The organism is Cytobacillus pseudoceanisediminis (assembly GCF_023516215.1).
Classification (GTDB): Bacteria; Bacillota; Bacilli; order Bacillales; family Cytobacillaceae; genus Cytobacillus; species Cytobacillus pseudoceanisediminis.
The window spans coordinates 3,045,396-3,072,344 of sequence record NZ_CP097349.1; the positions used below are offsets into that span (position 1 = coordinate 3,045,396).

At 43.2% G+C, this 26,949-nt stretch carries 23 protein-coding genes, 3 pseudogenes and 1 riboswitch; of the genes and pseudogenes, 12 read left to right on the forward strand and 14 right to left on the reverse strand.

Features of this window, described 5'->3' with window-relative positions; genetic code table 11:
- Positions 1 to 57: 57 nt before the first annotated feature.
- A pseudogene (locus M5V91_RS16360) lies at positions 58 to 1,442 on the reverse strand (alanine/glycine:cation symporter family protein).
- Positions 1,443 to 1,600: 158 nt separating this feature from the next.
- On the opposite strand from M5V91_RS16360, the gene M5V91_RS16365 reads away from it, so the two are divergent.
- Together M5V91_RS16365 and M5V91_RS16370 are read left to right on the forward strand one after the other, a co-directional pair.
- Positions 1,601 to 2,029 carry a MarR family winged helix-turn-helix transcriptional regulator gene (locus M5V91_RS16365; RefSeq protein ID WP_019382422.1) on the forward strand — a complete coding sequence of 143 codons (429 nt, stop codon included), beginning with the start codon at positions 1,601 to 1,603 and terminating at the stop codon, positions 2,027 to 2,029.
- A gap of 55 nt (positions 2,030 to 2,084) precedes the next feature.
- Complete coding sequence (locus M5V91_RS16370; RefSeq protein ID WP_251173974.1) at positions 2,085 to 3,281, forward strand: MFS transporter; 1,197 nt, start codon at positions 2,085 to 2,087, stop codon at positions 3,279 to 3,281.
- Positions 3,282 to 3,578: 297 nt separating this feature from the next.
- On the opposite strand, the gene motB is transcribed toward M5V91_RS16370, so the two are convergent.
- The 6 genes and pseudogenes from motB to M5V91_RS16400 all read right to left on the reverse strand — a co-directional run bounded on the left by motB (position 3,579) and on the right by M5V91_RS16400 (position 7,439).
- Positions 3,579 to 4,376 (reverse strand): flagellar motor protein MotB, encoded by a 798-nt coding sequence (gene motB, locus M5V91_RS16375; protein WP_251173975.1) that lies wholly within the window; start codon positions 4,374 to 4,376, stop codon positions 3,579 to 3,581.
- The gene (gene motA, locus M5V91_RS16380) at positions 4,369 to 5,163 is read right to left on the reverse strand and encodes a flagellar motor stator protein MotA (RefSeq protein ID WP_009334916.1); all 795 of its coding nucleotides are present in this window, start codon (positions 5,161 to 5,163) and stop codon (positions 4,369 to 4,371) included. The genes motB and motA overlap by 8 nt, the downstream gene beginning before the upstream one ends.
- Positions 5,164 to 5,299: 136 nt before the next feature.
- A complete protein-coding gene (locus tag M5V91_RS16385) occupies positions 5,300 to 5,719 on the reverse strand; it encodes a hypothetical protein (protein WP_251173976.1) in 420 nt (139 codons plus the stop codon).
- A 141-nt stretch (positions 5,720 to 5,860) separates the two neighbouring features.
- Positions 5,861 to 6,322 (reverse strand): STAS domain-containing protein, encoded by a 462-nt coding sequence (locus M5V91_RS16390; RefSeq protein ID WP_009334918.1) that lies wholly within the window; start codon positions 6,320 to 6,322, stop codon positions 5,861 to 5,863.
- A gap of 31 nt (positions 6,323 to 6,353) precedes the next feature.
- Positions 6,354 to 6,727, reverse strand: a pseudogene (locus M5V91_RS16395) (DnaJ family domain-containing protein).
- A 124-nt stretch (positions 6,728 to 6,851) separates the two neighbouring features.
- The gene (locus M5V91_RS16400; protein ID WP_251173977.1) at positions 6,852 to 7,439 is read right to left on the reverse strand and encodes a peroxiredoxin; all 588 of its coding nucleotides are present in this window, start codon (positions 7,437 to 7,439) and stop codon (positions 6,852 to 6,854) included.
- Positions 7,440 to 7,519: 80 nt separating this feature from the next.
- On the opposite strand from M5V91_RS16400, the gene M5V91_RS16405 reads away from it, so the two are divergent.
- On the forward strand, positions 7,520 to 7,789 hold the full coding sequence (locus M5V91_RS16405) for a hypothetical protein (RefSeq protein ID WP_306576498.1): 270 nt from the start codon (positions 7,520 to 7,522) through the stop codon (positions 7,787 to 7,789).
- 38 nt (positions 7,790 to 7,827) lie between these two features.
- Here M5V91_RS16405 and hutH read toward each other — a convergent pair.
- A pseudogene (gene hutH, locus M5V91_RS16410) lies at positions 7,828 to 9,320 on the reverse strand (histidine ammonia-lyase).
- Positions 9,321 to 9,666: 346 nt separating this feature from the next.
- Positions 9,667 to 10,506: an STAS domain-containing protein gene (locus tag M5V91_RS16415; RefSeq protein ID WP_251173978.1), complete on the reverse strand. Its 840-nt coding sequence runs from the start codon at positions 10,504 to 10,506 to the stop codon at positions 9,667 to 9,669.
- Positions 10,507 to 10,707: 201 nt separating this feature from the next.
- Here M5V91_RS16415 and M5V91_RS16420 point away from each other — a divergent pair, with 201 nt between their 5' ends.
- The 4 genes from M5V91_RS16420 (at position 10,708) to M5V91_RS16435 (ending at position 16,980) form a co-directional block, all read left to right on the forward strand.
- Positions 10,708 to 12,801, forward strand: a complete 2,094-nt coding sequence (locus M5V91_RS16420) for a DNA topoisomerase III (RefSeq protein ID WP_251173979.1) — start codon at positions 10,708 to 10,710, stop codon at positions 12,799 to 12,801.
- Positions 12,802 to 12,901: 100 nt separating this feature from the next.
- Positions 12,902 to 14,215 (forward strand): short-chain fatty acid transporter, encoded by a 1,314-nt coding sequence (locus tag M5V91_RS16425; protein WP_251173980.1) that lies wholly within the window; start codon positions 12,902 to 12,904, stop codon positions 14,213 to 14,215.
- A 115-nt stretch (positions 14,216 to 14,330) separates the two neighbouring features.
- Entirely contained in the window at positions 14,331 to 15,611 is a 1,281-nt protein-coding gene (locus tag M5V91_RS16430) for an MDR family MFS transporter (protein ID WP_251173981.1), read from the forward strand.
- Between the two features lie 136 nt (positions 15,612 to 15,747).
- The gene (locus M5V91_RS16435) at positions 15,748 to 16,980 is read left to right on the forward strand and encodes an aminopeptidase (RefSeq protein ID WP_251173982.1); all 1,233 of its coding nucleotides are present in this window, start codon (positions 15,748 to 15,750) and stop codon (positions 16,978 to 16,980) included.
- Between the two features lie 350 nt (positions 16,981 to 17,330).
- Here the strand turns inward: M5V91_RS16435 and M5V91_RS16440 are convergent, their stop codons facing one another.
- The 4 genes from M5V91_RS16440 to queF form a co-directional block, all read right to left on the reverse strand.
- Entirely contained in the window at positions 17,331 to 18,527 is a 1,197-nt protein-coding gene (locus M5V91_RS16440; protein ID WP_019380278.1) for a hypothetical protein, read from the reverse strand.
- Between the two features lie 272 nt (positions 18,528 to 18,799).
- Positions 18,800 to 20,242 carry a sodium/pantothenate symporter gene (gene panF, locus M5V91_RS16445; protein WP_019380279.1) on the reverse strand — a complete coding sequence of 481 codons (1,443 nt, stop codon included), beginning with the start codon at positions 20,240 to 20,242 and terminating at the stop codon, positions 18,800 to 18,802.
- Positions 20,239 to 20,529: a YhdT family protein gene (locus tag M5V91_RS16450; protein ID WP_009334931.1), complete on the reverse strand. Its 291-nt coding sequence runs from the start codon at positions 20,527 to 20,529 to the stop codon at positions 20,239 to 20,241. The genes panF and M5V91_RS16450 overlap by 4 nt, the downstream gene beginning before the upstream one ends.
- Positions 20,530 to 20,686: 157 nt before the next feature.
- Positions 20,687 to 21,184 (reverse strand): preQ(1) synthase, encoded by a 498-nt coding sequence (queF, locus tag M5V91_RS16455; RefSeq protein WP_009334932.1) that lies wholly within the window; start codon positions 21,182 to 21,184, stop codon positions 20,687 to 20,689.
- A gap of 110 nt (positions 21,185 to 21,294) precedes the next feature.
- A riboswitch (PreQ1 riboswitch) is annotated at positions 21,295 to 21,340 on the reverse strand.
- A 142-nt stretch (positions 21,341 to 21,482) separates the two neighbouring features.
- On the opposite strand from queF, the gene mscL reads away from it, so the two are divergent.
- From mscL to M5V91_RS16470, 3 genes are all read left to right on the forward strand, one after another.
- The gene (gene mscL, locus M5V91_RS16460) at positions 21,483 to 21,854 is read left to right on the forward strand and encodes a large conductance mechanosensitive channel protein MscL (RefSeq protein WP_019380280.1); all 372 of its coding nucleotides are present in this window, start codon (positions 21,483 to 21,485) and stop codon (positions 21,852 to 21,854) included.
- 70 nt (positions 21,855 to 21,924) lie between these two features.
- Positions 21,925 to 22,566 (forward strand): Bax inhibitor-1/YccA family protein, encoded by a 642-nt coding sequence (locus tag M5V91_RS16465; RefSeq protein ID WP_009334934.1) that lies wholly within the window; start codon positions 21,925 to 21,927, stop codon positions 22,564 to 22,566.
- Between the two features lie 234 nt (positions 22,567 to 22,800).
- Complete coding sequence (locus M5V91_RS16470) at positions 22,801 to 23,223, forward strand: peroxiredoxin-like family protein (protein WP_019380282.1); 423 nt, start codon at positions 22,801 to 22,803, stop codon at positions 23,221 to 23,223.
- An 11-nt stretch (positions 23,224 to 23,234) separates the two neighbouring features.
- On the opposite strand, the gene M5V91_RS16475 is transcribed toward M5V91_RS16470, so the two are convergent.
- Positions 23,235 to 23,960, reverse strand: a complete 726-nt coding sequence (locus tag M5V91_RS16475) for a 5-formyltetrahydrofolate cyclo-ligase (protein WP_251173983.1) — start codon at positions 23,958 to 23,960, stop codon at positions 23,235 to 23,237.
- Between the two features lie 472 nt (positions 23,961 to 24,432).
- Between M5V91_RS16475 and M5V91_RS16480 the strand changes: the two genes are divergently transcribed.
- Together M5V91_RS16480 and M5V91_RS16485 are read left to right on the forward strand one after the other, a co-directional pair.
- A complete protein-coding gene (locus M5V91_RS16480; protein WP_217025769.1) occupies positions 24,433 to 25,197 on the forward strand; it encodes a gluconate 2-dehydrogenase subunit 3 family protein in 765 nt (254 codons plus the stop codon).
- A gap of 27 nt (positions 25,198 to 25,224) precedes the next feature.
- Positions 25,225 to 26,934 (forward strand): GMC family oxidoreductase, encoded by a 1,710-nt coding sequence (locus tag M5V91_RS16485; protein WP_009334938.1) that lies wholly within the window; start codon positions 25,225 to 25,227, stop codon positions 26,932 to 26,934.
- The last annotated feature ends 15 nt before the right edge of the window (positions 26,935 to 26,949 follow it).

Consider the following 26,949-nt stretch of genomic DNA (forward strand, 5'->3'; position numbering starts at 1 on the left):
TCAAAAAATTTGCGAAGTTAATAAAAAAGCCTCCCGCCATAAGCGGAAGACCAAACTTTACGCAGCATTATCATCTTTTTTAATATCCTTTAAATAATATTTTTCTGAAGTGAAAAACTCGTTTTTCAGCTGTTTAACCTCTTTGCTTAGAAGGAGAACAGCAACGATGTTTGGTATCAAAATCATGGCAAGAGCCAGATCAAGGAACTGCCAGATTGTTTTCGCCGCTCCCACTGAGCCAAGAACAATGGCAGCAATGTAAACGACTTTAATGGCTTTTCCGGCAAATGAGCCAAATAGGAACTCTGCCATTTTGGATCCATAAAAGACTACGACAATGATCGTCGAAATGACAAAGAATACCAGGGATACAGCAACAAGAATACCTCCAAATGATCCAAAGTATTCCGTAAATGCCGCTGCTGTCAGGGCTGAAGGATCTTCCATTGCCCCTTCCCTTGTCCACACCCCGGAGGATAGGACAACAAATGCCGTTGCAGTACAAACAATCAGCGTATCAACAACGATTCCGATGATCGCCCAAAATCCCTGGCGCACCGGGTGATCGGTTGTGGCTGCAGCATGGGCAATCGGAGCGGTTCCGAGTCCTGCCTCATTGGAATATAATCCTCGAGCAAATCCCCAGCGAATGATTTCGCCAATTGCCGCTCCGGCAAATCCGCCCATTGCAGACATTGGCTGAAACGCATAAGTGAAGATTAATTCCAACACTTCAGGAAGTTTGCCAAGATTCATAAATAAGACTACTAACGCCGCACCTACATAAATGAGAGCCATAAACGGAACAAAGATTTCGGTCACCTTGCCGATTCTCTGAATCCCGCCAAAAACAACTAACGAAACAAGTACTGCTACAGCAATTCCTGTATAAAGGCCATCAATTTTAAATGTCTCGCCAACCGCAGCTGCTACTGCATTTCCCTGTACCATGATGCTTGGAATCAGTTCAATCATCAGCGCGAACGCAAAGATCACACCAAGCCACTTCATGTTAAGCCCCTTCGTCATATAATACATAGGGCCGCCCACATATTCTCCATCTTCATTTTTTCTCTGTACTTAATGGCTAATACACTTTCCGAGAACTTGATGGCCATTCCAATGAGCGCAATGATCCACATCCAGAATACGGCACCTGGACCGCCAAACATGATGGCTGCCGGCACACCTACAATATTCGCGGCACCAATGGTAGAAGCAAGTGCTGAAGTGAGTGCCTGCAGCGGTGTAACGGTTCCTTTCCCCTTCGGCTTTTTAAACACACTTCCGAATGTTTGCTTAAAAATATATACCGGATAACGGAACTGGAAGAAACCAAGCAAAAAGGTTAAATACAGTCCTGTTCCGGCTAATAATAGGATGATGGGATATCCCCACAGCCATCCTGAAATATCTCCTACGGCTTCTAATAACTTATCCAAAAAAATTTCCCCCTTATTGTTGTGCACAGTTGCCCTTATTCTTCCATTCCCTTTTATTTGGCAGTTAAACACTTAGTTAGCAAAAGAATAGAAGAGGTGGACATTTTCGTAAATTTCATGTATAGTTAGCTAGGTAATTATTTTAAGCAGGTGAATACATGCACCCTAATCAAAGTGAATTTTTTCATTCTATTAACCAATTTACACGCCATTTTTCCAAAGTACTTAATGAAAGTTTAGTGCCGCTTGGTTTATACGCTGCTCAATGGACGATTATTTACCGTCTGAAAATTGGAGGCCCGAGCACTCAAAAAGAGATTTCTTCTTATCTTGGCGTTGAGGCTCCGACCATGACCAGGACATTGGCCCGTCTTGAGAAATCGGGCTGGATCACGAGAACGGCAGGAAAGGACAAACGTGAAAAATTGATTTCTCTGACTGATGCAGCCATCCAGGAATACGACAATTGGCTTGCTGCAGTAAGATCAAGTGAAAGCAATGTCCTGCAGAATATTACGGAAGAAGAAATCAGCACGATGATCACAATTATGGCAAAAATGAGAGAAAATATGGTACCAGGCACCTAGACCAGTTCACCAAAGTGGTCTAGGTACCTGGTACTTCATTGTTAGGAGGACAACTATGAAGAAACAGCCATTATGGACGAAGGATTTTTTGAGTATTTCTATTACTAGTTTTTTCTTATTTATGGGGTTTTATGTTTTGCTGACTACGCTTCCCCTTTATATTTTGGATGATTTAAAAGGGGATGAAACACAGGTAGGTCTGATTATTTCAGTCTTTCTGATTGCTGCAGTGATCAGCCGGCCTTTTACAGGGAAATGGATTGACGAGGTTGGACGCCGAAAGATCCTGATTGCTTCCTTGATTGTATTTGCCGTATCTTCTTTGCTTTACTTCTGGGCTGACTCTACACCCGCTCTTTTAGCACTGAGATTCCTGCACGGAGTTGGATTTGGCATGGCTACCACTGCAACTGGAGCTATCGTTGCTGATATTGTACCGAATGAACGCAGAGGCGAAGGACTTGGATATTATGCAATGTTCATGAATCTGGCCATGGTCATTGGCCCGTTTGCCGGTTTGACGATTGTTCAATATGCAAATTTCTCATGGATTTTTGCTTTATGTACAGTTTTATCTTCTATTGCTATCTTGCTGGGTGCTTTTGTAAGAATACCGCATAAAGCAGAGAGCTCTGTGAAGCATCCAAAATTTACCCTTTCAAGCTTATTTGAAAAAAGTGCAGTTCCCGTGGCGATTTCTGCAGGCATCCTTGCTTTCGCTTACTCAGGAATTCTTTCCTTTATTTCTGTTTATGCGAAAGAGCTTGATTTGCTTGAAGCTGCAAGCTTCTTTTTTGTGGTATATGCGGCATTTATTATTATGTCCCGCCCATTTACAGGCCGCTGGTTTGATGCGTACGGAGAAAATAGAGTGATCTATCCGGCCATTATTCTTTTTGCAGCAGGGTTATTTTTACTAAGCCAGGCAAACAGTACCTTTGTGTTTTTGCTGTCAGGTGCGATAATCGGATTGGGATATGGCACCATTGTTCCGGGTCTCCAAACGGTTGCAATTAAGCAGGCTGATCCAGCTAAACGCGGACTTGCTACCTCAACCTTCTTCACACTTTTTGATACCGGAATTGGACTGGGATCCTATGTTCTTGGAATACTTGCTGTAAAAACAGGCTTCGCTTCACTTTATTTTATGCTTGCGGGCGTGGCACTGTTTGGATTACTCGTTTACTATTTGCTCCATGGAAAAAAGACAGAACCAAAAACCATTCATTCAGAAGCAGATCTTCCATTATAAGAGCCCATTTGCGGCTCTTTTCTTTTGTCAGTCTTAAATTATGTGTATTTTCTGAATATTATTTTTTTGTGGACGTTGGCATATAATGTAATTAATACCTTTTGGGAGGTTTGTTAATGACCATTGTTCATGTATTGAATTTTTCTATTCCAATTGCCTGTGTATTACTATTTGGTGTAATGGTCGGCCGCATGTGTAAACCGGATGGCTCGGAACAGGAAGCAAATGAATAATGTTTTTCACTTCAAAGTGGCTGGATTTCAGCGCTTTTTTTATTTCAATAAAAAAACCAGCCCCCTAAGGCTGATTCCCCGTTCTTGGCAATATTAAAATTTCTACCCGTCTGTTCTTCGCTCTGCCTTCCTTGGTATCATTTCCGGCAACCGGCTGGAATTCTCCGAAGCCTTTGGCACTGAACCATTTAGGGTCCAGCTGGTCATTTTTCAGAATTATTTTCATAAAATTGACAGCGCGCATCACACTGAGTTCCCAGTTGGACTCGAAGCTTGAGTTGCGGATCGGGACGTTGTCTGTATGGCCGCTTATGATAATGTTTCTTGGCGGGTCCATGATGAGAAGCTCTGCAATTTCACTTGCCATATTTAAATCCTGCTCACGGACTTCTGCACTTCCTGAGCCGAACAGGACATTATCCCTGATTGACACAAGCAGTCCTTCGGTTGTTAAAGAGGTTTCCAGTTTATCCGCCAGGTTTTGATTTTCAATAAAAGCATTGACTCTTTGCTGCAGCTCTGCCAGTTCTTCCTGATCGGCAGCCTGCTTCAGCTTTTCTTTTTCCAATTCATCCATTGCTGCCATCTCCTCCAAATCCTTGCTTGGCTTTTCGGACACAGCATCAGTGGATTGCATTTGGCCTTCTGGCATTGGACTTGGGAATTCAAATACCCCTGTCCCCCCTGAAAAGACATCATTGAATGCCTTTGAGAGCTTCTGAAATTTCTGGGCATCTACGGAACTCATTGCGAATAGGACAATGAATAGGGCCAGAAGCAGTGTTAATAAATCAGCATACGGCAATAGCCAGGATTCATCTACATGCTCCTCATGGTGCTGCTTCTTTTTCCGCCTACTCATCCTTCGCCACGCTGCTTTCTTCAAGGAATTTCCGGCGTTCCCCTGCAGGAAGGTAGGAAGCAAGCTTTTGTTCTATTACCCGAGGCGCCTCCCCTTCTAAAATAGAGAGAATGCCTTCGATCATCATACTTTTAATTTTTGCTTCCTGCTTGGATTTTCTCTTAAGCTTATTGGCAAACGGATGCCAAAACACATAACCCGTGAAAATCCCCAGCAAAGTCGCTACGAATGCCGCACTGATGGCATGACCGAGACTCGTGGTGTCCTCCATATTACCCAGTGCTGCAATTAATCCTATTACTGCTCCCAGCACTCCAAGAGATGGGGCATAGGTGCCTGCCTGGCTGAAAATCTGGGCTCCGGCCTGATGTCTTTCTTCCATCGCTTCGATTTCTTCGCTTAATACATCACGTATATAATCGGCACTTTGCCCATCAACTGCCAGAGATAAGCCGTTCTTTAAAAAAGTATTTTCGATTTCGTTCGTTTTGACTTCAAGTGCAAGCAATCCTTCTTTTCTTGCCAGCTGAGCCCAATCCGAAAACATCTTAATCATCTCAGCAGGGTTCATCAGCTTTTCTTCTTTAAATAAAATGCCGAAAAGCTTGGGCACCCGTTTGATTTCATTTGTTGGAAATGCAATAGCCACTGCTGCTGCAGTTCCCAGGATAATGATTAGAATAGCGGCCGGATTAATCAGAACAGACGGGGAAACCCCTTTAAAAACCATCCCTACTCCAACTGCTATGATCCCTAATATTACGCCTATAATCGTTGTTTTATCCATGCAAGCCACACCTTCTATGTAGTCTGAAAATCTCTATTACCTTCTATTATTAATTTCGGATGATTTTTACAGTTCTTTAGGGAATTTTTCATATATAAAAGGCAGAGGTGCTTCCCCTGCCTTCGTTTCATTGTTTTTAGATCCAGCGGCATCCGCAGAAACCTCTTCTTCTGCGGTCATCATCATCTCGGCGGCGTCTGCATCCTCTTCCAGATCCGGCTAAGTCTCTGTTGTACCATAAGTCACCAGCACCGCGTACGTCATCACGGCGATGTTTTCTGCGGTCGTCTTCTGCTCCGCCCACACTGTCTCTTCCACAGCCGCAATGGTTTCTGCGATTGTCTTCGATACCAAATACATCGTCATCACGGTGGTGCTTCCTGCGGCGGTCTTCTGCTCCACCTACATCATCCCGACGGTGCTTCCTGCGGCGGTCTTCCGCTCCACGTACATCATCACGGCGGCGATCATCATCTTCTTTTACAATAACTCTTTCGGCTCTGATTTCTACTTCATCTGCATTAATCTCAAATCTTCTTCTCCAATCTCTCGACATATTTCTACCTCCTTTCTCATGGATACTATAGAATATGTGCCACCGGAGGTTTTCGCATGGACAAATCCCCAAAGGGAAAGAAAATGTGCCTGTTCAATGAAAAAAACCCCTGTCCTATTCAAGAGAGGAGTTTTTGAGAATTTATATTTTTTGAAAGACGAGGCTGTTTATTTTCATTAAATGCTTTAAGGCCGCCTGGAAGGTTGCATGTGTTTCAGCATTTAGCGCTATTCCGGAAAGGACGATTTCCTTTATCAGCTGCGGGGTCATTCCTACAAAGTAAGGCTTAACCCCCATGAGGTTAATGGAATCAGTCAGGTTGCGGATTTGCTGTCCAAGTTCGGAAAGGCACATCTGCTCTATGCGGTCGACCGTAATGTCTGTAAAATCTATGATGGCGAATTCAGTGTCATGCTCTTTAATATGATTCAGGATTTTAGCCGTAATTTTTTCAAATCTTTCTGCCATGAGCAGGCCTGTAATAGGCACCAGTATCGTCTGGGGAATGATCGATGGTATAATCGGTGCAGTCATATCCGCTATGGCTGCCTCATATTCTTCCACTCTTTTTTCAAGGACCGTTATATATTCATCTTTGTTCATGTATTCTCCTCAATTCCAATCATCTGATCCATTAGAATAATTTATTGTTAATTTTCTCTTCGTAGTTTTTGAAAAGGGATGAATTGGTGTTTTGTCTTCTTTTCGACATCATGCTGTTAAAGCGGATCATCTTTTCGTTAAGCTTCTTCTGCAATGCCTTTTTTCTTCCTGATCCTCACATTGTTTAATCAGGTCTTCGATCGTTAGCATTTCCTTCTTCATTTGGTTTTCTTCATCAGTGAATCCTGCATTCTTCATGATGCGGTAGGCCATGCGCAAATTTTCAGGGACGGAAGACAGGTCATCGAACGGAAGCGGTTTCCCATAGCCTGGCAAATTATCAAACTCGCCATCCTTGTACGCTTTTTTGATCCGATCTTCAGACAGTATAGAAAAGAAGTCCAATCTCTAGTTCCCCCTTCACTTCATTTGTTACTTATTATTATATATTTTCAGCGCTGCTTATTAAAGCAATTATGTATATGGAGGACCTGCAGAAAAATCAAGAGAAAGCTTGCGCCTCCTCCCTTCAGATTTTGCCTATTAAGTTCGGATCCATGTTTATCCCGGTCTGGCCAGGCTGCCAATTGGCCGGCACACCTTTTCCTGTCTGTTGTGCATATTGAATTCCCTGCATGATTCTGACATGTTCATGCAGATTTCTTCCAACTTCTCCGGGGTAAATGATCTTTGCCGCAATAATGCCATTAGGGTCGATAAAAACGGATGCCCTGATTGCCGCTCCTGAATTCTCGTCCAAAACCCTGTAAGCTCTGCTTATTTGATGGGTTCGATCACTTACCATTGGATAATTTACATTTTTCAAAGAGGGAGATGTTTCCTTAAATACTTTATGGGCGTATACACTGTCCGTGCTGATGGACATTACTTCACAGTTTAAAGCTTTTAAATATGGATTCACAGCGGCGACCGCCGCCAATTCTGTCGGTCAGACAAATGTGAAATCACTCGGATAAAAAAACAGCAGAACCCATTTTCCGATATAATTCTCCAAATTGACTTTTTTTATTTGATGATCAATGACAGCATCTGCAGTAAAAACAGGAGCTCGGTCTCCCCGGCCCGCACAAAATACGGAGGCATTCGAATTGTTCATGGCTATCCCCCTCCCTTCCTCTTTCGTCTCTGCTATATATACTTATGCGGCCAAAGACAAAATTGAACGGAAAATATTGAGTGAATCAGCCGTACATAGTCCAGGTGTCCAAGGGAAAAATAGTGAAAGAATATGAATTCAAGAATGAAAGGAGCCAGACTATGTCACGCGGAGTCCATTTTAATCATAAAAGAAAACATCACCCTGGGGAATTTCCTGAACACACAATGGTCGAGCGCCACACAACTGAAGCACAGGAAGACGAAGAATTTATTGTGACACAGGAAGCTTTTAAGAACCGCTTTGAAGAAGATGAAGCAAAGCAACTTGAGGAAAGAGCCAAAGATTAAAAAGCCGGGGGCCTGAATAAAATTCAGACCCCTGCTGCTTATATTGCGTCTACTTCCACTTCTTTCAGCCAGGACGCGCATGCTTCAATATCCTTTGAGAATACGCGGTCTTTTGTGATGGAAGGCACCACTTTTCTTGCTTCTTCATAAAAACGTTTTGTTTTATCAGCCATTTTATCTGAACCGCGGTATTCTGCTGCCTGGAGTGCGCAAATCAGTTCAATTGCAAGCACTTTATTAACATTCTGGATAATCTGATATGCATGTCTTGATCCGATGGTTCCCATGCTCACATGGTCTTCCTGATTCCCGGATGAGGGGATGGAATCCACACTTGCGGGATGGGCAAGTGTCTTATTCTCCGATACAAGTGAAGCTGCAACATATTGGAGAATCATCGCACCGGACTGCAGTCCAGGTTCCGGGCTTAAAAATGGCGGCAAGTCACTCAGCTGCGGGTTAACAAGCCTTTCAATCCGGCGCTCTGAAATATTGGCCAATTCCGCAACCGCGATTTTCATGAAGTCCATTGCAAGTGCGATTGGCTGCCCATGAAAGTTTCCGCCGGATATAACGCTTTCCCCGTTTTCAAAAATCAGCGGGTTATCTGTGGCTGCATTCATTTCAATTTCAAGCTTTTCTTTCACATAATCAAGCGCCTGCCAAGATGCTCCATGCACCTGCGGGATGCAGCGGATGGAGTACGCGTCCTGGACCCGGATTTCTCCCTGTCTTGTGATCAGGCTGCTGCCTGAGAGATATTCCCTCACTCTTCTTGCTGTATCGACCTGCTGCTGATAGCCTCTTGCCTGATGGATATTCTCATCAAACGCATCAATAATTCCGTTTAAGCCCTCCATTGTAACTGCAGCGATCAATTCACTTTGATAAGCGATTTTTTCTGCTTCCAGATAGCCAATCACTCCCATTGCCGTCATCGCTTGAGTGCCGTTAATCAGGGCAAGCCCTTCCTTCGCCTGTAATGTTAAAGGCTCGATTCCCTCCTGAACAAGCACTTCAAGAGCAGGCTTTCTTACCCCTTGAAAAACACTTCCCCTTCTCCCATTAACACTAATGCCAAATGGGAAAGAGGAGCCAAATCGCCGCTCGCTCCAAGAGATCCCTGCTGCGGGATGACAGGGTGGATTTGTTTATTCACAAGCGCTAAAAGAGTTTCTATCACGACAGGACGGACTCCTGAAAATCCTTTCAATAAAGCATTGGCTCTTAATAGGAGCATAGCTCTCGAAACAGCCTCCGGAAATGGTTCCCCTACACCGCAGGCATGCGAGCGGATTAAATTCAGCTGAAGATCCTCTACATCTCCCTGATCAATTCTTACATCGCTGAATTTGCCAAAGCCAGTGTTAATGCCGTAAATGACCTTTTCTTCACTTACAATTCTCTTAACGGCTTCACGGCTGTTTTTTACACGCAGCATGCTTTCCTCTGATGCTGCAGCCTTTACTCCTTCAAAAAGCACTCTTTTGGCTTCAGACAAAGTAAGGGTATTTCCATTTAAAGTAACCACTTTGTTCTCCTCCCCGCGAGTTAAAGTCATCATCGAATCTGTCAATTTTTCCATTTCATTTCCTCCTCGGTACATTAGCGAGATAAAGAAAAGGCTGTATCTCAAACACAGGTTTGAAATACAGCCTTTTTAAAAAGATTATTTGCAGTATCAGTTTTTAGATGCCTCATCTTTATCACAGCCTAATTTTGATATATTTTCTGAATATAATTAATTCTATGTGCCCTATGAGAGGATGTCAATTAGTTTTTACCATTTTTTAACAAGTTAGATTGTTAGAATGGTAACACAGTAAAGCGTTTTTATTATAGCTATATAAGAAGCCGGCATTTCTGCCAGCTTGATTTCATTCAATGTCTTGTCTTTTCAGTGCTTGCTTTAATGTACCGTAAGTATTAATGCCTGTGAAGTCCAGGCCAAGCTGAATGGAAGTCTGGGCAACTTCAGGGCTGATGCCGGAGATGGTGGATTTTACCCCCAGCAGCTTTAAAGCTGTCGTTAAAGAGAATATTTGATGGGCAACCATCGTGTCGATGATGGCCACACCTGATAAATCAATGAATAGATGTTCTACATCTTCTTTTGCACATTTTTTCGGAATTTCCTCCAGCAGGATTCGTGCACGTTCGGTGTCTATATTTCCGATAAGAGGGAGTACAGCTGTATGGTCTTTTATCGGAATAACAGGAGTTCCAAGTTCATTGATCAGACTTTGCTGGGCAACAAGCCTGTTGGTCGTTAATTGATAATACTTCTCTGAAAATTTATTAATGAGCTTATCAAAAGCCTTGTTAATAATTGTGCTCCATTTCAATACATCATCTGCTGTGACTTCAGACTTGTTTTCGTTAATGAACTTTTCAACAAAATGCCAATAGGTTTCCCGCACATTGCTTAAAGCTTCAAGCACTTGAAAAATGGGCGTATTAGAATCCACTCTGCTCTCCGCTACTGTAATGGCCCATTCTTCCATATTCTCGTTAAAAGTGTCCTCATCAATCAGAGCTGCTGAAACGGTGCGGTTGGTAAATGTATTTTGTTCTCTCAGGAGCTTCTCATAAGCAGGGTCTGCATCTGCAGAATAAATGGAACCTTTCTGTTTATCCCTTAAAGACAGCCACATATCTGTGATATTGATTGAATTCTCCTGAATGTAATCATAAAGAAGCCGATTTTTTGCATTCATTCATTTCACCTTGTCTCTTTCTATTTGTAAACAAACTGGTAAGTTCATTGTAGAATGAATTGTGGCTGATGAAAAGCAATACAACTTAGGCAGTTATTCACTTCACTGCCCATCAAAGATTATCCTATTACAAATATTGATTAATTTCAGCTATACTTAGTTTGTACAGAAATGGCTGAATGTAATTTGAAAGGAGTTCTTATGAAATCACTTGTTCTTGCTGAAAAGCCCAGTGTTGCCCGTGAAATTGCACGGGTTCTGGGATGCCGGCAATCTCATAAAAGCTATATGGAAGGCGATAAATATATCGTGACATGGGCTCTTGGCCATCTAATCGAGTTAAAGATGCCTGAGCATTATGACAGCAAATACAAAAACTGGAATCTGGAGGATCTGCCGATTATTCCTGATCAAATGGGCCTGAAGGTGATGAAGCAGACCAGCCACCAGTATAAAGCGATTGAGAACCTGGCAAAGCGGAAGGATATTAAGGAAATTATCATTGCTACTGATGCAGGACGCGAAGGGGAGCTTGTCGCACGCTGGATTTTGGAGAAAATCCGCTGGCGCAAGACAATCAAACGCTTATGGATATCTTCTGTAACGGACCGCGCCATCCGGGACGGCTTCCAAAAGCTTAAGCCAGGAAAACAATTTGAAGATTTGTATGAATCCGCCGTCTGCCGTGCAGAGGCCGATTGGCTTATCGGGCTGAATGTCACAAGGGCCCTGACTACTAAATACAAGGATCCCCTATCCGCTGGACGGGTGCAGACACCGACACTGGCTCTCGTGATGGATAGGGAAGCATTAATTCAAAAATTTGTTCCAAAAGAGTACTGGACGATTCGCGCTCAAATTGGCCCCCTGCAGGCTGATTGGGAGAAAAATGGTGAAAAGCGCATCTTTTCTAAAGAAGCAGCTGATGGAGTCCTTTCTAAAGTGAAGGGGCAAAAAGCAGTTATCCACTCCATTATCCGGAAGGAAAAAACAGAGCCGCAGCCGCTTCCTTATGATTTGACGGAGCTGCAGCGTGACGCCAATAAGCGTTACGGCTTCTCCGCCAAGAAAACATCGAATGTGCTGCAGAAACTTTATGAGCAGCATAAGCTCGTCACCTATCCGCGTACTGACTCGCGCTATTTGACAAAAGATATGGAAGCCACCATGATGGATCGCCTTCATGGCATTGCAGCTTCCTATAAGGACGAAGTGAAGCCGATCCTTGCGAATCAGGGCAAGGTCCTGGCAAAGCGGGTCTTTAATAATGAAAAAGTAACTGATCATCATGCAATTATTCCGACTGAAGAACGTGTACACCTCAGTGATTTATCTGCTGATGAGCGGAAGCTGTACGAATTGATTCTGCGCAGATTTCTGGCCATTTTCCATAACCCTTATAAGTATGAAACTATCCATGCTTCGATAGAAGTTAACAGTGAGACATTCACTGCCAGGGAAACAGCAGTTATCGACCTGGGTTATCGCAAGGTTGAACGCAGCAGTGATGAAGAAACAGGAAAACAGAGCCTGAAGAACATCTCAAAAGGACAGAGCTTTACGGTACAAACGGCTGAATTGTCCGCCAAGCTTACTGAACCTCCTCTTCGCTATTCCGAAGCTGACATATTGACCCAGATGGAAAAATACAGCTTGGGAACACCTGCGACTAGAGCGGAAATCATTGAACGGCTCCTTGATACGGAAGCGATCGAAAGGCAAAATGGACGTCTGTTTCCGACTAAAAAGGGCAAACAGCTGATGGACCTGGTGAATGAAGATCTGAAATCACCGGAACTGACTGCTAAATGGGAACAGGAATTGGAGAAAATTGCACGCGGAAAAGCAGATCCCAAAGAGTTTTTGCAGAATATCCGCAAGCAGACACGGACATTGGTTTCAGAAATTAAAAAGAGCGATAAATCTTACCGTGCCCATAATCTCACGGGCTCAAAATGTCCAGAATGCGATTCCTTCCTAAAAGAAAGAAATACCAATGACGGAAAAATACTTGTCTGTTCCAATCTTGATTGTAATTTCCGAAAGCGCAAAGATCCAAAGCTTTCAAACCGCCGCTGCCCTCAGTGCCGCAAAAAAATGGAAATCCACCAGGGCAAAGCAGGAGCCTACTTCCAGTGCCGGCCATGCAATGTGGTGGAAAAAGCACAGGACAAAAAGAAAGCCGTCAACAAACGGGAAGAGCGAAAACTTGTTCAGAAATACACCCAGAAGGAAGATTCCTTTGGAACAAGCCTTGGCGATTTGCTTAAGGCTGCCATGGAAGATAAGGATTAATATATAGCCCTGGCTGATGCCAGGGCTCTTTCTTTATGAACAGGCATACACAGCTTGTCCTCTCCATAGCATGTACTAATACTGAAAGGAGAGTGAAAAGATGTTAACCAGAGTGGCAGACCGTTTCTCCAAGCTTGTGGAAAGGTATCTCCCGGACGCCTTTGTCATTGCGGTATTAATGACTCTGTTTGTGTTTATTGCAGGGTTTTTCATGAAGCCTTCCGAACCTGTTGAGCTATTTAAATCCTTCGGTGACGGCTTCTGGGTGTATCTTGCTTTTACCATGCAAATGGTGCTCCTCCTAATGACAGGCATGACGCTTGCTTCAGTTCCTTCTGTACAGCGTATACTTGAAAAGCTGTCCTCAAAAGCGAAGACAGCCAACCAGGCCTACGTGCTGACTTTTCTCGTTTCATCTGCTGCTTATTATATTAACTGGGGCCTTGCTGTTGTCGTTGGCGCCATTATTGCCCGTGAAGTTGGGAAAAGAAATCAGAACGCACACTTCCCCCTATTGGTGGCTGCAGCCTATGCACCAACTGCTCTTTATACGGCTGGTTTATCAAGCTCAATTGGTTTGACTGTTGCGACCAAGGGCCATTTTCTCGAGGAAGCGGCTGGCGTCATCCCCACTTCGGAGACCATTTTCCATCCTGGAACAATTGCTATTTTAATTGCTCTTGTAATGACTATGCCAATTTTCATTGTGCTGATGGCACCCAAAAAAGGCATTATCTCATACGTTCCCCCTAAGGCACCCAAGCAGGACGCTGAACAGAAGGAAGTTTTAAAAACTCCCGCCGGAAAGCTTGAAAGAACACCCTTTCTCGGCATCATTACCGGATTAATCGGGGTAATCTATGTCATATTTGAGTTTGTAAACGGGCGTGACCTTGACTTGAATATTATCAATATTGCCTTTTTATCGTTAGGCCTCATCCTTCATAAATCGCTCGTACAATACGCCAATGCTTTTAAAGAAGCGGGTTCTGCCATTTCTCCTATCATTCTGCAATTTCCATTTTACGCCGGGATTATCGCCGTTCTCGGCAGCTCCGGGTTAGCAGAGTCTATAATTAATGGGATGGCATCCATAGCAAGTAAAGACACCTTTGATATATTCACCTATTGGTCCGCCGGTCTCGTCAATATTCTTGCTCCTTCAGGCGGCGGGCAGTGGGCATTGCAGGGGCCGCTTCAAGTGCCTGCCGGTCTCCAGCTTGGTGTGGATCCTGCCATTACGGCTATGGCTGTAGGCTGGGGTGATGCCTGGACGAATCTGATCCAGCCTTTCTGGGCCCTTCCTATACTGAGTGTGGTTGGCCTTCATATTCGTCATATAATGGGCTACTGTGCATTACTGGCCATATGGGTTGGCATAGTTACTACGGTCTTGATGTTTTTTGTATATTGATTAAGAAAAGCCAAGCCTAATCAAGGCTTGGCTTTTTTGGAAAAAGTCTTCTTGTGTTTTTTTCAATTTTGGTAGTATGATAGCGTTATTCTGAGATTGAAGTTGGGGAAACAGCATGAAAATAAAAGATTGGGATAAGAATTTAAAAGTAAGGTTATTTGGGGAAGCGCTTATGAATATTACATTCTGGATGTTCTTCCCGTTTTTAACGATTTATTTCGCGGATGAATTCGGAAAAGACAAGGCTGGTTTATTGCTCATTTTTTCTCAGGTATTCTCCGTACTTGCCAACTTAATGGGCGGTTATACAGCTGACCGCTTTGGCCGCAAGAAAATGATGGTTCTCTCTGCATTTGGACAGGGACTTTCATTCATCATTTTTGGATTTGCCAGTTCACCCTGGCTGGATTCTCCGGTGCTTGGCTTTATCTGCTTTGCTTTTGTGGGAATATTCGGTTCATTTTATTGGCCGGCAAGCCAGGCAATGGTTGCAGATGTGGTCGAGGAAAAGGACAGAAGCCAGGTATTTGCTATTTTTTACACTTCAATTAATATTGCTGTTGTGGTGGGTCCCATTTTAGGAGCCATTTTCTATGTCCATTACCGTTTTCAGCTTCTTATGGCCGCCGGCATTATCTGTATCCTATTATCTTTCATCCTTTCCCGGTGGACAAGGGAAACATTGCCAATACAAATACTTGCAGAAAGCGAAAATAGTAAATGGCATGCAGTTTTATTAAAGCAAACGAAAGATTATGGCATTATCTTCAGGGACAAAACCTTTCTCCTTTTTATCATAGCAGGTGTTCTGGCTGCACAGACTTTTATGCAGCTTGATCTATTATTACCTGTCTATACAAATGAAGCTGTTCATAATCAGGCGCTTTTTAAATGGAATGACTGGTACTTTTCTGTTCAGGGAGAACAGGCTTTTGGCATTCTGCTGTCTGAGAACGGCTTCCTCGTAGCCTTATTTACCGTAGCCGTAACGAAAATGATGTTAAAGTACAAAGAAAGAAATGTCTTTATTTTATCATCTCTTACTTATGCAGCAGCCATCATCATGTTAGGGCAAACGCAATGGATATGGGGATTAATTCTGGCTATGGCCGTTTTCACTATGGGTGAATTAATGACAGCCGGCCTTCAGCAGAGCTATGTATCAAAAATTGCTCCAGATCATATGCGGGGTCAGTACTTTGCAGCTGCCTCCCTTCGATTTACAATCGGGAAAACCATTGCACCTATCTCCATTCCGCTTACAGTCTGGATCGGATATGACTGGACATTCTTCATACTGGCGCTGCTGGCTGTTGTAAGTGCGTTTTTGTATTGGCTGATGTTTGCTTTGCCTGAAAGAAATAATGCATCCCATGCCAAAAAGGAATCTGTATAAGGTTCCTTTTTAATTATGTCTCCGTCCATAGATGGAGACCCAAGGTTCTCGAGCACGAATTTCAATTCAATAGGTTTCTTTTTGCGAACAGAACAGCTACAATGAAAATGAAGATTCTGACAAAGGAGAATACATAATGAGTCATTTTCAAACGAATTTAGAGAAATACGCAGAGCTTGCCGTAAAAGTTGGTGTAAACGTGCAAAAGGGACAGACGCTTGTAATTAACACAACGCTTGATGCAGCTGAACTGGTTCGTACAATTGTTAAAAAGGCCTATGAAGCAGGAGCTCATAACGTAGTTGTGAACTGGAGCGATGATGCGGTCACTCGCACAAAGTACGACTTGGCACCGGATGAGTCTTTCTCCGAATACCCTGAATGGCGTGCGAAGGAAGTCGAAGATTTAGCTGAAAAGGGTGCGGCATTCATGTCAATCGTTTCGGCAAGCCCTGATTTGCTGAAAGGCGTGAAATTAGAACGAATCTCAAGCTTCCAGAAAGCTGCAGGACAGGCGCTGGCAAAATACCGCAAATTCATCCAGTCCGATAAAGTAAGCTGGACAGTCATTGCAGCTCCATCTAAAGCCTGGGCAAACATGGTATTCCCTGACGCACCGGAAGAATCACGTGTGGATATGCTTTGGGAAGCTATATTCAAAGCAACTCGCGCTGATTTGGATAACCCGGTTGAAGCCTGGAAAAAGCATGATGAAACACTTCATGAAAAAGTGGATTATTTGAACAGCAAGCGATATCAGAAGCTTCATTATAAAGCTCCAGGTACAGACCTGACAATCGAGCTTCCAAAAGGCCACTTATGGGTGGGGGCAGGCAGCATAAATGAACAGGGGCACGAATTCATGGCTAACATGCCAACTGAAGAAGTATTTACGGTACCTTACAAGACAGGTGTTAACGGCACGGTTTCCAGCACAAAACCTTTAAGCTATGGCGGAAATATCATCGACAAATTCAGCCTGACATTTGAAAACGGCCGTATTATCGATGTGAAGGCCGAAGAAGGCGAAGAGATTCTTAAGCAGCTTGTTGAGACAGATGAAGGCTCCCACTATCTTGGTGAAGTGGCTCTGGTTCCTTTCAACTCGCCAATTTCACAGTCCAACCTGCTTTTCTATAATACTTTATTTGATGAAAATGCTTCAAACCACCTTGCGATCGGCAGTGCGTATGCATTCTGCATTGAAGGCGGCAAGAAAATGTCTAGTGAAGAACTGGCTGAAAACGGCTTGAACGAAAGCTTAACACATGTTGACTTCATGATCGGCTCCGCTGAAATGGATATCGATGGAATTACTGAAGACGGCAACGCTGAACCCGTGTTCAGGAAAGGTGATTGGGCATTTTAAAGCTGAACCGCATTGCCCGGAACGCAGACTAAGTACGCCACGTCCTGTGGCAACGTCTGCATGACCCACATCCTGTGGGCCTCAAGCACAAGACGAGCCTCCCGGAAAGGCGTCCTTTGCCTTTTGGGTGGCTTGCCCGAAATGTGGAGGCGACTGCCCAGGGACGACAGGCATAAGACGGTTCCTGTAAGAAGGCATTATTCCTTCTGAAAGGAAATGGCTTATGACCCCGAGTCCCTAGGAGCCGGAGCTAGACAAGCTTGTGACCCTGAGGGGGTAGGCTGCTTGCGCTAGACGGTTCTTGAAGTTCAAAGTATAATACTTTCTTATTTTACAAAAAAATCATGCGGTCATTGTGCCGCATGGTTTTTTGTTTTCATCAATACTATTTCACTAACATTTCCTTCAAAATCGGAAATGAATTCGATGGAATATTTATCTGCCAAGTAGGTGGAAATGGTTTTACCTGACAGCACCTCTTCCCTTACTTCAAGAGGAGTGCCAAACATAGCAGTAATCTCGTCAATGAAAGTTCTCACCCGCTGTCCAGGAATAGAAATTGCGGTTACATTTCCGGTTTCCCGTTCAAAATAATAGCTGATTTCAGGGTACATGACAAAAGGGCTTCCATTTTCAAACCCTTCCTTAATATAATTTGGATCTGACTTCTTAATTTCAGATATGTTTGTGCCAATTGGATAAGGGCTTCCGAGCGGAATTCCCTGTTTGGCTTTTTCAATGGCATCCACGCTGAGTGCCAGGTTTTTAAAAGGATAGTATAGGGCTTCCTCTTTTAACCACAGATTCATCCAGTCGATATCAGAATGATCTTCTTTGTTCAGCTCTATTCGGTCATGCAGGCTCATCGAAAGGGTTTCTTCATTAAATAGCCATGTTGAAATAACCCATCTATCATTCTTATTTTGGGCAGTTTGAAGATACTTCTGATTAATATTTTTTATTTTCGCTTTGGAGGAAGTGACCACTTCTTTTTCTGTATTGATTTTAAGCACTTCTCCATCTTTAATCGCCAGCAGTTGGCCCTTAACCGCATTTTCCCCCTTGGACTGAAAAATCGAAATGATGGTTTTATTCCTCATTTTCTGAGTGTAAACCTGCTCCTTCGAAGGGTTAAATGACAATTCAGCACTGTTATTCAAAGCTTCCTGTCTATAAGCCTCTTTCGACCCTTTCTCAGCCAGGTAAACTGAGTAATGTCCTGTAAAATAAGAATCGCCTTTCTTCCCTTTCGCACTGTCCTCTTCCAGAATGGTTCTTCTTTCATCTTCAGCATATAGATAAACTGTATATTTCATTTTTCCATCTGTTGCGTCCACCTGGAATAGTGACTTGCCTTCAAGCCAAACAGTATCTTTTTTCTCTTTCCCGACCTCTTGTACAGCTGATGTATTCTGTTCAGCTTCCACTTTATCTTCTTTTTCAAATTTTATTTCTTCTGTATTTAAAGATGCATTTATTTCATTTGAACATCCTGCTATAACGGATGACAGCATGGCAATCATGATCATATTTATTAAATTTTTCATTATATTCTCCCTAATGTTATAAAAACATTTCCATTTAAAGTCAAATGTTACAATTACGTTTCAACTAATTAAGTGTAACAAATAGGGATCGTTTCTACAAACCTATCAATATGCTCATTTTTTTACAAAAACAAGGGTTTCCTCCCGTTTCCTTTATATATGACTCTTCTCCTGCTTTACTTACACGGTTGAATAAAACGCCATATGCCCTATTTATCAGCGTTTTACAGTAAGAGACAAGAGGCCCCGGAATAGTTTCCGGAGCCTAATGCTTATATTTCTGCTGGTGCCGATGCATGTTTTTCGGTCAATAGACTTACAGATACGTATGCAGCAAGTGACAAAGCAATAGGCAATACGACTGTATTCATGCCTAATGCATTTGGATAAAAAGTATGGAATAAAATATACGAAGCAGTTCCGGTTATCATCGAGGCCACAGCCCCATATCTATTTCCCTTAGCCCAATATAGGCCCAGCACAACTGGCCATATGAATGCTGCTTCCAGTCCCCCAAAAGAAAAGAGATTCAGCCAGATCAGCAAATCGGGCGGACTGAGAGCCATGATGCAAACCAGAATTCCAAGCAGGGCTGTAACCGCAAAACTCAGTTTCTTTATGGCAGCTTCTTTGGCATCAGGCTTAATGTAATTAATATAGACATCTTTCACAATCGCCGAGCTGACCAGGAGGAGCAGGGAATCCACTGTTGACATGATGGCAGCCATCGGTGCAGCCAGTACAATTCCCGCAAGCCATGGAGGAAGAACTTCCATGGCAATCAACGGCATAACTTTATCTCCCACTTCAATCCCCGGAAGAATAGGACGGGCAAATACGCCAATTAAATGCATGCCAAGCATGATAAAGCCGACTACTATTGTTCCGATTATAATGGCCCTGTGCATGGCTCTGGCATTTTTATATGACATGGCCCTCACTGCGACCTGAGGAAGGCCTACAACTCCAACTCCCACAAGAATCCAGAATGAGGATACATATAAAGGAGTCAATCCGCCATCAAAGCCAAACGGTGTAATCAGATTCGGATTTTCTGAAGACAGGTCGCTGATAATATTCGGTATTCCTCCACCTGCCATAATAACAGCAACCAGAAGGATCATGGTGCCGATGAACATGATTCCGCCTTGGACAGCATCCGTTACGGCAACAGCACGGAAGCCGCCGATAACCACGTAGACCATAACAGAAGCCGCAAAAATGAATAAAGCAGACAAATAGCTTAATCCTGTCAGTGACTCAATTAATCTTGCTCCGCCAACCCATTGGGCAGCCATGGCAGAAAAAAGGAAAATAATGATGCTGAGAGAGGATAGCCAGACAACCCATCTGCTGTTATATCGTTCTTTTAGAAAATCGATGAGCGTCACAGCATTATACTTTCTTGCTGTGATGGCAAACTTTTTCCCCAGCACCATGAGAACGAAATAACCTGTGACAACCTGTGACATCGCAAGCAGCACCCAGCCAAGCCCCTGTGTGTAAGCAACGCCGGGACCTCCAATGAAACTGCTGGCACTTCCGTAGGTTGCAATCATCGTCATAGCCAGAATAAAACCGCCAAGCTGCCTTCCTCCAAGAAAATAATCCTGCAGGAACGAACTCCCGGTATCAATCTTTCTGCTGGACCATAAGCCTACGAGAAAAATAATAATTAAAAAGATGAGAAGAGGAAAAATTACCTGCCAATTCATTCAGATTCTCCCCCTTCCCCGTTTTCTTCAAACGGAACTTCTTTAAACAGGAACTTAACAGCTGCTGTTACCAGAATCACCATTACGGCAAATCCTGCTGCGCAGCTCCAGAAAAACCAGGCAGGCAACCCCCAAATATATGTATACTCACCAGCAGGCCCAGACCCCATCCCATAGGCAAACCCATACCACCATACAAAATTGAAGAGCACCAGACCAATGCCAATCCACGCCTCTCTCTCTGCGATTTTAAAGCGCGGATCTTTTTTATGTACGCCTTTCTTCATTTTGTCCCCCTTCAGAGCTTTATTTAGTAACGTACCATAAAATACAGAATATTCCCTGAATATAATCCCACTTATGTATATTTTCTGCAACAAAAAAAGCAGATTGCTCTGCCTTTTTGATATTATTTTAAAATTTCACTTTAAGCAAGCTAGGATCTTAACGATTGTCAATTGTCTCCGGGTAAAGGTCATGGTTCATTAAACGGTATTCTGCCATTTTTTCATATTTCGTCCCCGGCTTGCCGTAGTTGCAATACGGATCAATGGAGATTCCGCCACGTGGCGTAAATTTGCCCCAAACCTCAATATAGCGCGGGTCCATTAATTCAATAAGGTCGTTCATAATGATATTCATGCAGTCTTCATGGAAATCGCCATGATTTCTAAAGCTGAAAAGATATAGCTTTAATGACTTGCTCTCTACCATTTTCTGATCCGGAATATAGCTGATATAGATGGTCGCAAAATCCGGCTGTCCTGTTTTCGGGCAAAGACTCGTAAACTCAGGGCAATTAAACTTTACAAAATAATCGCGGTTTGGATGCTTATTGTCAAAAGCCTCCAGAATATCAGGCGAGTATTCAAAAAGATATTTTGTACCCTGATTTCCCAATAGCGTAATATCCGTTAATTCCTCATCTTTTCTTCCTGACATAAAAAAGCCTCCCTTTATACGATCCCGCTGATCCTAAGAAGAGGTCCAAAAAGTACAGCTTAAAAAATAAAAACCATATCCTCTTATGGATATGGTTGATTATTATAATCAAAGCCATAGTTTTTTATAGAGGGTGAAGCTATGAACCTCTCCCGCTCACACGGGAATATTCGAAATATAATTGTCATTGTTACTATAGAGAAAAAGCCTGTTTCTGTCAATAGGGGCTTCTTTATCTGGTTTTCATTTATTCTTCTATAGTATAATTACGTTAATTTTCTTAGAAAGGTGACATGTTATGTGGAATGAGTTTAAAAAATTTGCCCTGAAGGGAAATGTGCTTGATTTGGCTGTCGGGGTTGTTATCGGAGCTGCCTTCGGAAAGATTGTATCTTCTCTTGTAGATGATATCATCATGCCGCTTGTTGGATTGCTGATGGGCGGAGTTGACTTTACGGATCTGATGGTAAAAGTTGGAGGAGCTGAGGTCAAATACGGTTTATTCATACAGAATGTGGTTGATTTCTTCATCGTGGCATTCTCTATTTTCATCTTTATCAGGATTATCAACAATCGTTTTAAAAAGAAAGAAGAAGCAACGCCTGCCCCAGCTGTGGATAAAAACGTTGAGCTATTAACGGAAATAAGAGACCTTTTAAAAAACCAATAAATGATGAAACTTATATAATAGTTCTGACGTATATACATATACAAATGATTTTAGGGGAGAAATGAAACAAATGTATGTACAGCAAACCGCAAATAATAGTTATTTGCCTTCTGTTTTACGGGCATTCGCCTTATCATTGGGTATTGCTTTTATCGGAACGATGGCGGGTGTTTTCGTCCCTCCAGCCCTGTTTTTGCCGCTCATGATTCTTGAACTCGGAATGCTGCTTTTCGCTTTCCTGCTTCGCCGCAAAAAGGCCATCGGGTATCCATTCCTGTATGTATTTACATTTATTTCAGGGATGACGACCTATCCGATTGTTGCCCATTACCTGGCTGCCATTGGCCCGAACCCCGTACTGGTCGCACTTGCAGCGACAACGGTTGTGTTTACAGGCCTGGCTGTATACGCTACGACAACCAAGCGGGATTTATCTTTTCTTGGCGGCATGCTGATGGCAGCATTGCTTGCCCTTATTGCAATCTCTATTTTCAGCATCTTCTGGCCGTTAAGCTCTAACGCGATGCTGGCATTCTCCTTCATCGGAGTGCTTGTATTCAGCGGATATGTGCTATTCGATTTCAACCGCATGAAGCATTATGGAGTTTCACCGGAAGAAGTGCCTTTAATGGCTCTTAACCTATACCTTGATTTTATTAACCTGTTCATTAATATTCTTCGTATTTTTGGAATTTTGGGGAGCAGGGACTAAACAGGAGTGCGAACTCCTGTTTTTTTATGTGCAAGCATCATTTCTTTATTCCTTCAAAAAGATTAGGTATGATCAGAAGTAAATCCGAAAGGCGGGATAATAATGAATTATATTTTGGAAACCCAAAATCCTGATAAAAATATTACGCTTGAACAGGCCATTAATGGCCAATATACAATGGCTGTTTTCGTCCGCCATCTTGGCTGACCGGTGTGCAGAGAATATCTTGCGCAGTTGCGCGAGCGCATAAGTGAATTGGAAGCCAGAGGTTTTCAAGTCATTGTCATTGCTCCTTCTAAAGGAACATTCATCAATCAATTCCTTGAGCAATTCGGCCCGTTCCCTTTTCCAATCCTTAGCGATCCATCCCGGGAAGCTTATAGAGGAATGGGACATAAAACAATGCCAAAGTGGAAGCTCCTTTCAAAAGCAGCATTTGGATTTATAACAGGAAAAGTGAAGGGCTTTGTCCCTGATAATGAAAAACAGAAGGAATTTGTCATGAAATCCATGAAGACCCAGGATGTCTACATTCAAGGCGGGACATGGCTTTTCTCGCCACAGGGAAAGATTTTATGGAAGCATATTGATGAATCCCCTGAAAATCACGCAAAGATTGATGATGTTTTAAAGAAAATGGATGAAGTGAAAGCTTGAAAGGCAGTCAATTACTTGGCTGCCTTTCCTTTTGTTAACTCCCATATTTCACGCAAAACCGGCATCTCTTCCATTTCCTTCTCCGTTACAAGATCCCATTGAATCCCGTTTGGTTTTGGATATGGCGTGTTGGTTTTGATCAGTTCCTTTTCAGTGGCAATCCAGTCGACAGTCAAATCATATGGGTCCCTCGGGATATCTGCCTCTGTAACCTGGGCGCTATTCACTGTTCCAATTACAGGGATTTCGGGATTTCCCAATTCTCTGATTATCGCATATTCACGGTCGGCATAGCCCTCCCCTTTTCCGACACGCCGGCCATCCCGGTGAAGACCCACTGATCCGGCAAAAAACAAATCAATTTTCGGCAATTCGGTGAGAGGAACTTCTTTACCATATGAGTGGATATGCTTAAGGCTCGCTGCTTTTCGCTCCTCCCCGGGTGGGACCCATTCCGGCTTTACCATAATAAATCCTGCTTTCAGCCTTGGAGTTGGAACCAGCAATGTCTTTCCATCTTTCAAAATTTGTGCACGGACCGGCAGCTGCGGAGAATCAGGATTAACTTTAATTACCTTAGCCTCTTTATACTCAGGCATAGTAAAAACAAATGCAGCCGCTTTTTCAGCTCCTTTGAAATTGGGGATTCTATTTTTTAAAGGAAACGGAAAGCGGCCAAGCTTGTTTTCCTCGAGAAAATTCCATATGTACTCACGGATTTCTTTCTTCGTATTCATTGCGTTTCACTTCCTTTCTTTTATTTTATCCATAAGGGATAAAACTGAATAGAAAAAGAACTTCATTTTTTAAAGAAATAGGTTTTAAGTCAAGATCTCGTGGTAAACAAATAATGCAAGGCCAATAACAAAACAGAAGGGACTGGTTGACGATGAAAAGCGTAACAGCGACTTCAAGGTTCGTCATTGGCATTGCAAGAAACCAGGGAGGGTTTGCAGAGCGTTCGAAAGGCACTCTCGTCTATAACCGATATATTTAAAATCGGTTCGGCCCTATGCAAATCATAATCCTCAGGTTGTCCGTCATCGGACTTAAAAAAGGTGCAGACCAATCGGTTTGCATCTTTTTTAATGCCTTAAATCCCCTAAAACCCCTCTTCTTTTCTCCCTATCTGCTAAAAAAATTCCTGATCATTGTTTAGACATGTATTTTTTTCACCATAATGGCAAATAAAAGGAGGTTTCTAGATAAATGTCTGAACATGAACAAAAACAAGAATCAACCATGTCCCGGAGGAGATTCATCCGTAATTCCGGGTTAGTTGCCGGCGGTTTGGTAGGAGGCGGCATTCTTGGCGGCTTAATTGGCGCAAACATGAATAAAGACGGTACAGCAACGGAAGAGAATCCCCATACAAACGGGCATGATCAGGTTGCCTATCAGCAGTCACCTTTATATTTCACAAACCCCGAGATATTCGGAATCCTTCAGGCGGCCGTTGAGAGAATTTATCCAAAGGATGAAAATGGCCCTGGCGCTAATGATTTGGATGTTCCATTTTTTATTGACCACCAGCTTGCGGGCTCATGGGGAAACAATACAAGGGAATATATGCAGGGCCCTTTCTTCCCAGGCTCAAACTTTCAGGGTTACCAGTCCCCTTTAAAACGGCATGAAGTCTTTGATGTCGGCCTTGTTGCCCTGCAGACCTACAGCAATGATAAGTTTAATAAGCCTTTCGCTGAACTGGAGGGTGAACAGCAGGATGAAATCCTTACCGCTTTTGAGGAGGATAAAGTAGAGCTCCGGGGTGTCACTTCCAGGACATTTTTTAATATTCTCCGGGCAGCAACTATTGAAGGCGTTTACGCAGATCCTGCCTATGCCGGAAACAAGAATATGGAAGGTTGGAAAATGAAAGACTTTCCTGGCCATCAGATGAGCTATATCAATCAAATTGAGTCTGAAAAATTTGTGGAAATTGAACCAAATAGCCTCCATTCATATACGAAATAGAACTATCTCTTAAGGAAGTGATAAAAAATGGCTAAAACATTGCCTAAAACAGATGCCGTCATTGTAGGAGTTGGATGGGCCGGCGGAATCATTGCGGCTGAACTAGGGAAACAGGGATTAAAAGTGGTCGGCCTGGAGCGGGGAAAAGAGCGCGGTGTCAAGGACTACTATGTTGTCCATGATGAACTTCGCTATGGAATCCGCTATGAATTAATGCAGGACCTTTCAAAAGAAACGATTACCTTCCGTAACCAGGGGAAAGAAAGAGCTCTTCCGATGCGTCAGCTTGGTTCCTTTTTGCTTGGTGAAGGCTTAGGAGGATCCGGTGTCCACTGGAATGGCCATACTTTCCGCTTTTTGCCTTATGACTTCGAAATTAAATCACAGACGGTTAAAAAATATGGAGAAGCAAAGATTAAGGGGCTTCAAGTTCAGGATTGGGGCATTACATACGATGAATTGGAGCCTTATTTCTATGAATTTGAGAAGGCGGCAGGAATTGGCGGTGAGGAAGGTGAGCTAGGGCCAAAGAGAGCGAATCCGTTCCCAAATCCTCCAATGAAGGAAACACCCATTACAGCAAGATTTAAAGAGGCAGCGAAATCATTGGGAATGAAACCTTACCATATGCCATCCGGCAATATGAGCCAGGCATATGAAAACCAATATGGCGCCAAGCTGGCTCCATGTCAGTATTGTGCGTTTTGTGAACGCTTCGGCTGTGAATATGGTGCCAAGGCAGATCCGACCGTTGCCGTCATTCCGTTTGCCAAAGAAACTGGCAATGTGGATATCCGCAACTTTTCGAATGTAACAGAAATTATTCACGACGGCAAAAAAGCAACTGGAGTACGCTATGTGGATGTGCAAACGAAGGAAGAATTCATCCAGCCGGCAGAAATGGTTATTCTGACAAGCTATGTCATGAACAACACCCGCCTGCTGCTGACATCCAAACTGGGGCGTCCATACAATCCTGACACAGGGTCAGGGGTTATTGGAAAGAATTATTGCTACCAGATCCTTCCCGGATCAGCTGGATTTTTTGATGAAGAACAATTTAATACATTCATGGGTGCCGGTGCTCTTGGTGCTACTGTGGATGATTACAATGGAGACAATTTTGACCACTCGGATCTGGGCTTTATCCATGGGGGCTCCATTTCCCTAAACCAATCAGGATACCGTCCGATTCAATATAATATGGTTCCGACTGATACACCGAAATGGGGCAGCAAGTTCAAGGAGAATTCCATTAAGTATTTCACAAGGGCTTTAAGCATTGGGACACAGGGAGCATCCATGCCTGTGCAGCACAATTATATGGACTTAGACCCTTCTTATAAAGATGCCTACGGGCTTCCGCTGTTACGCCTGACATACGATTTCACCGAGCAGGATAAGAATCTTTATAACTATATTGGAAAAATCACCGACAACATCATGAAGGAGATGGGACCATCAAAAATTAATGACCGGCAGCAGCTGGAGCACTATGACATCGTCCCTTATCAGACAACACACAATACCGGCGGCGTGATCATGGGGGCTGAGCCCGAAACATCAGCTGTAAACAACTATCTGCAGATGTGGGATGCAGAAAATGTATTTGTCATTGGCGCATCCGCTTTTCCTCACAACGGAGGGTATAACCCGACAGGAACAGTTGGTGCACTCGCCTACCGTGCTGCTGAAGGAATCATCAAATACAGCAAAGAAGGCGGACTGCTTGCATAAGAAAGGCGGAAGCGC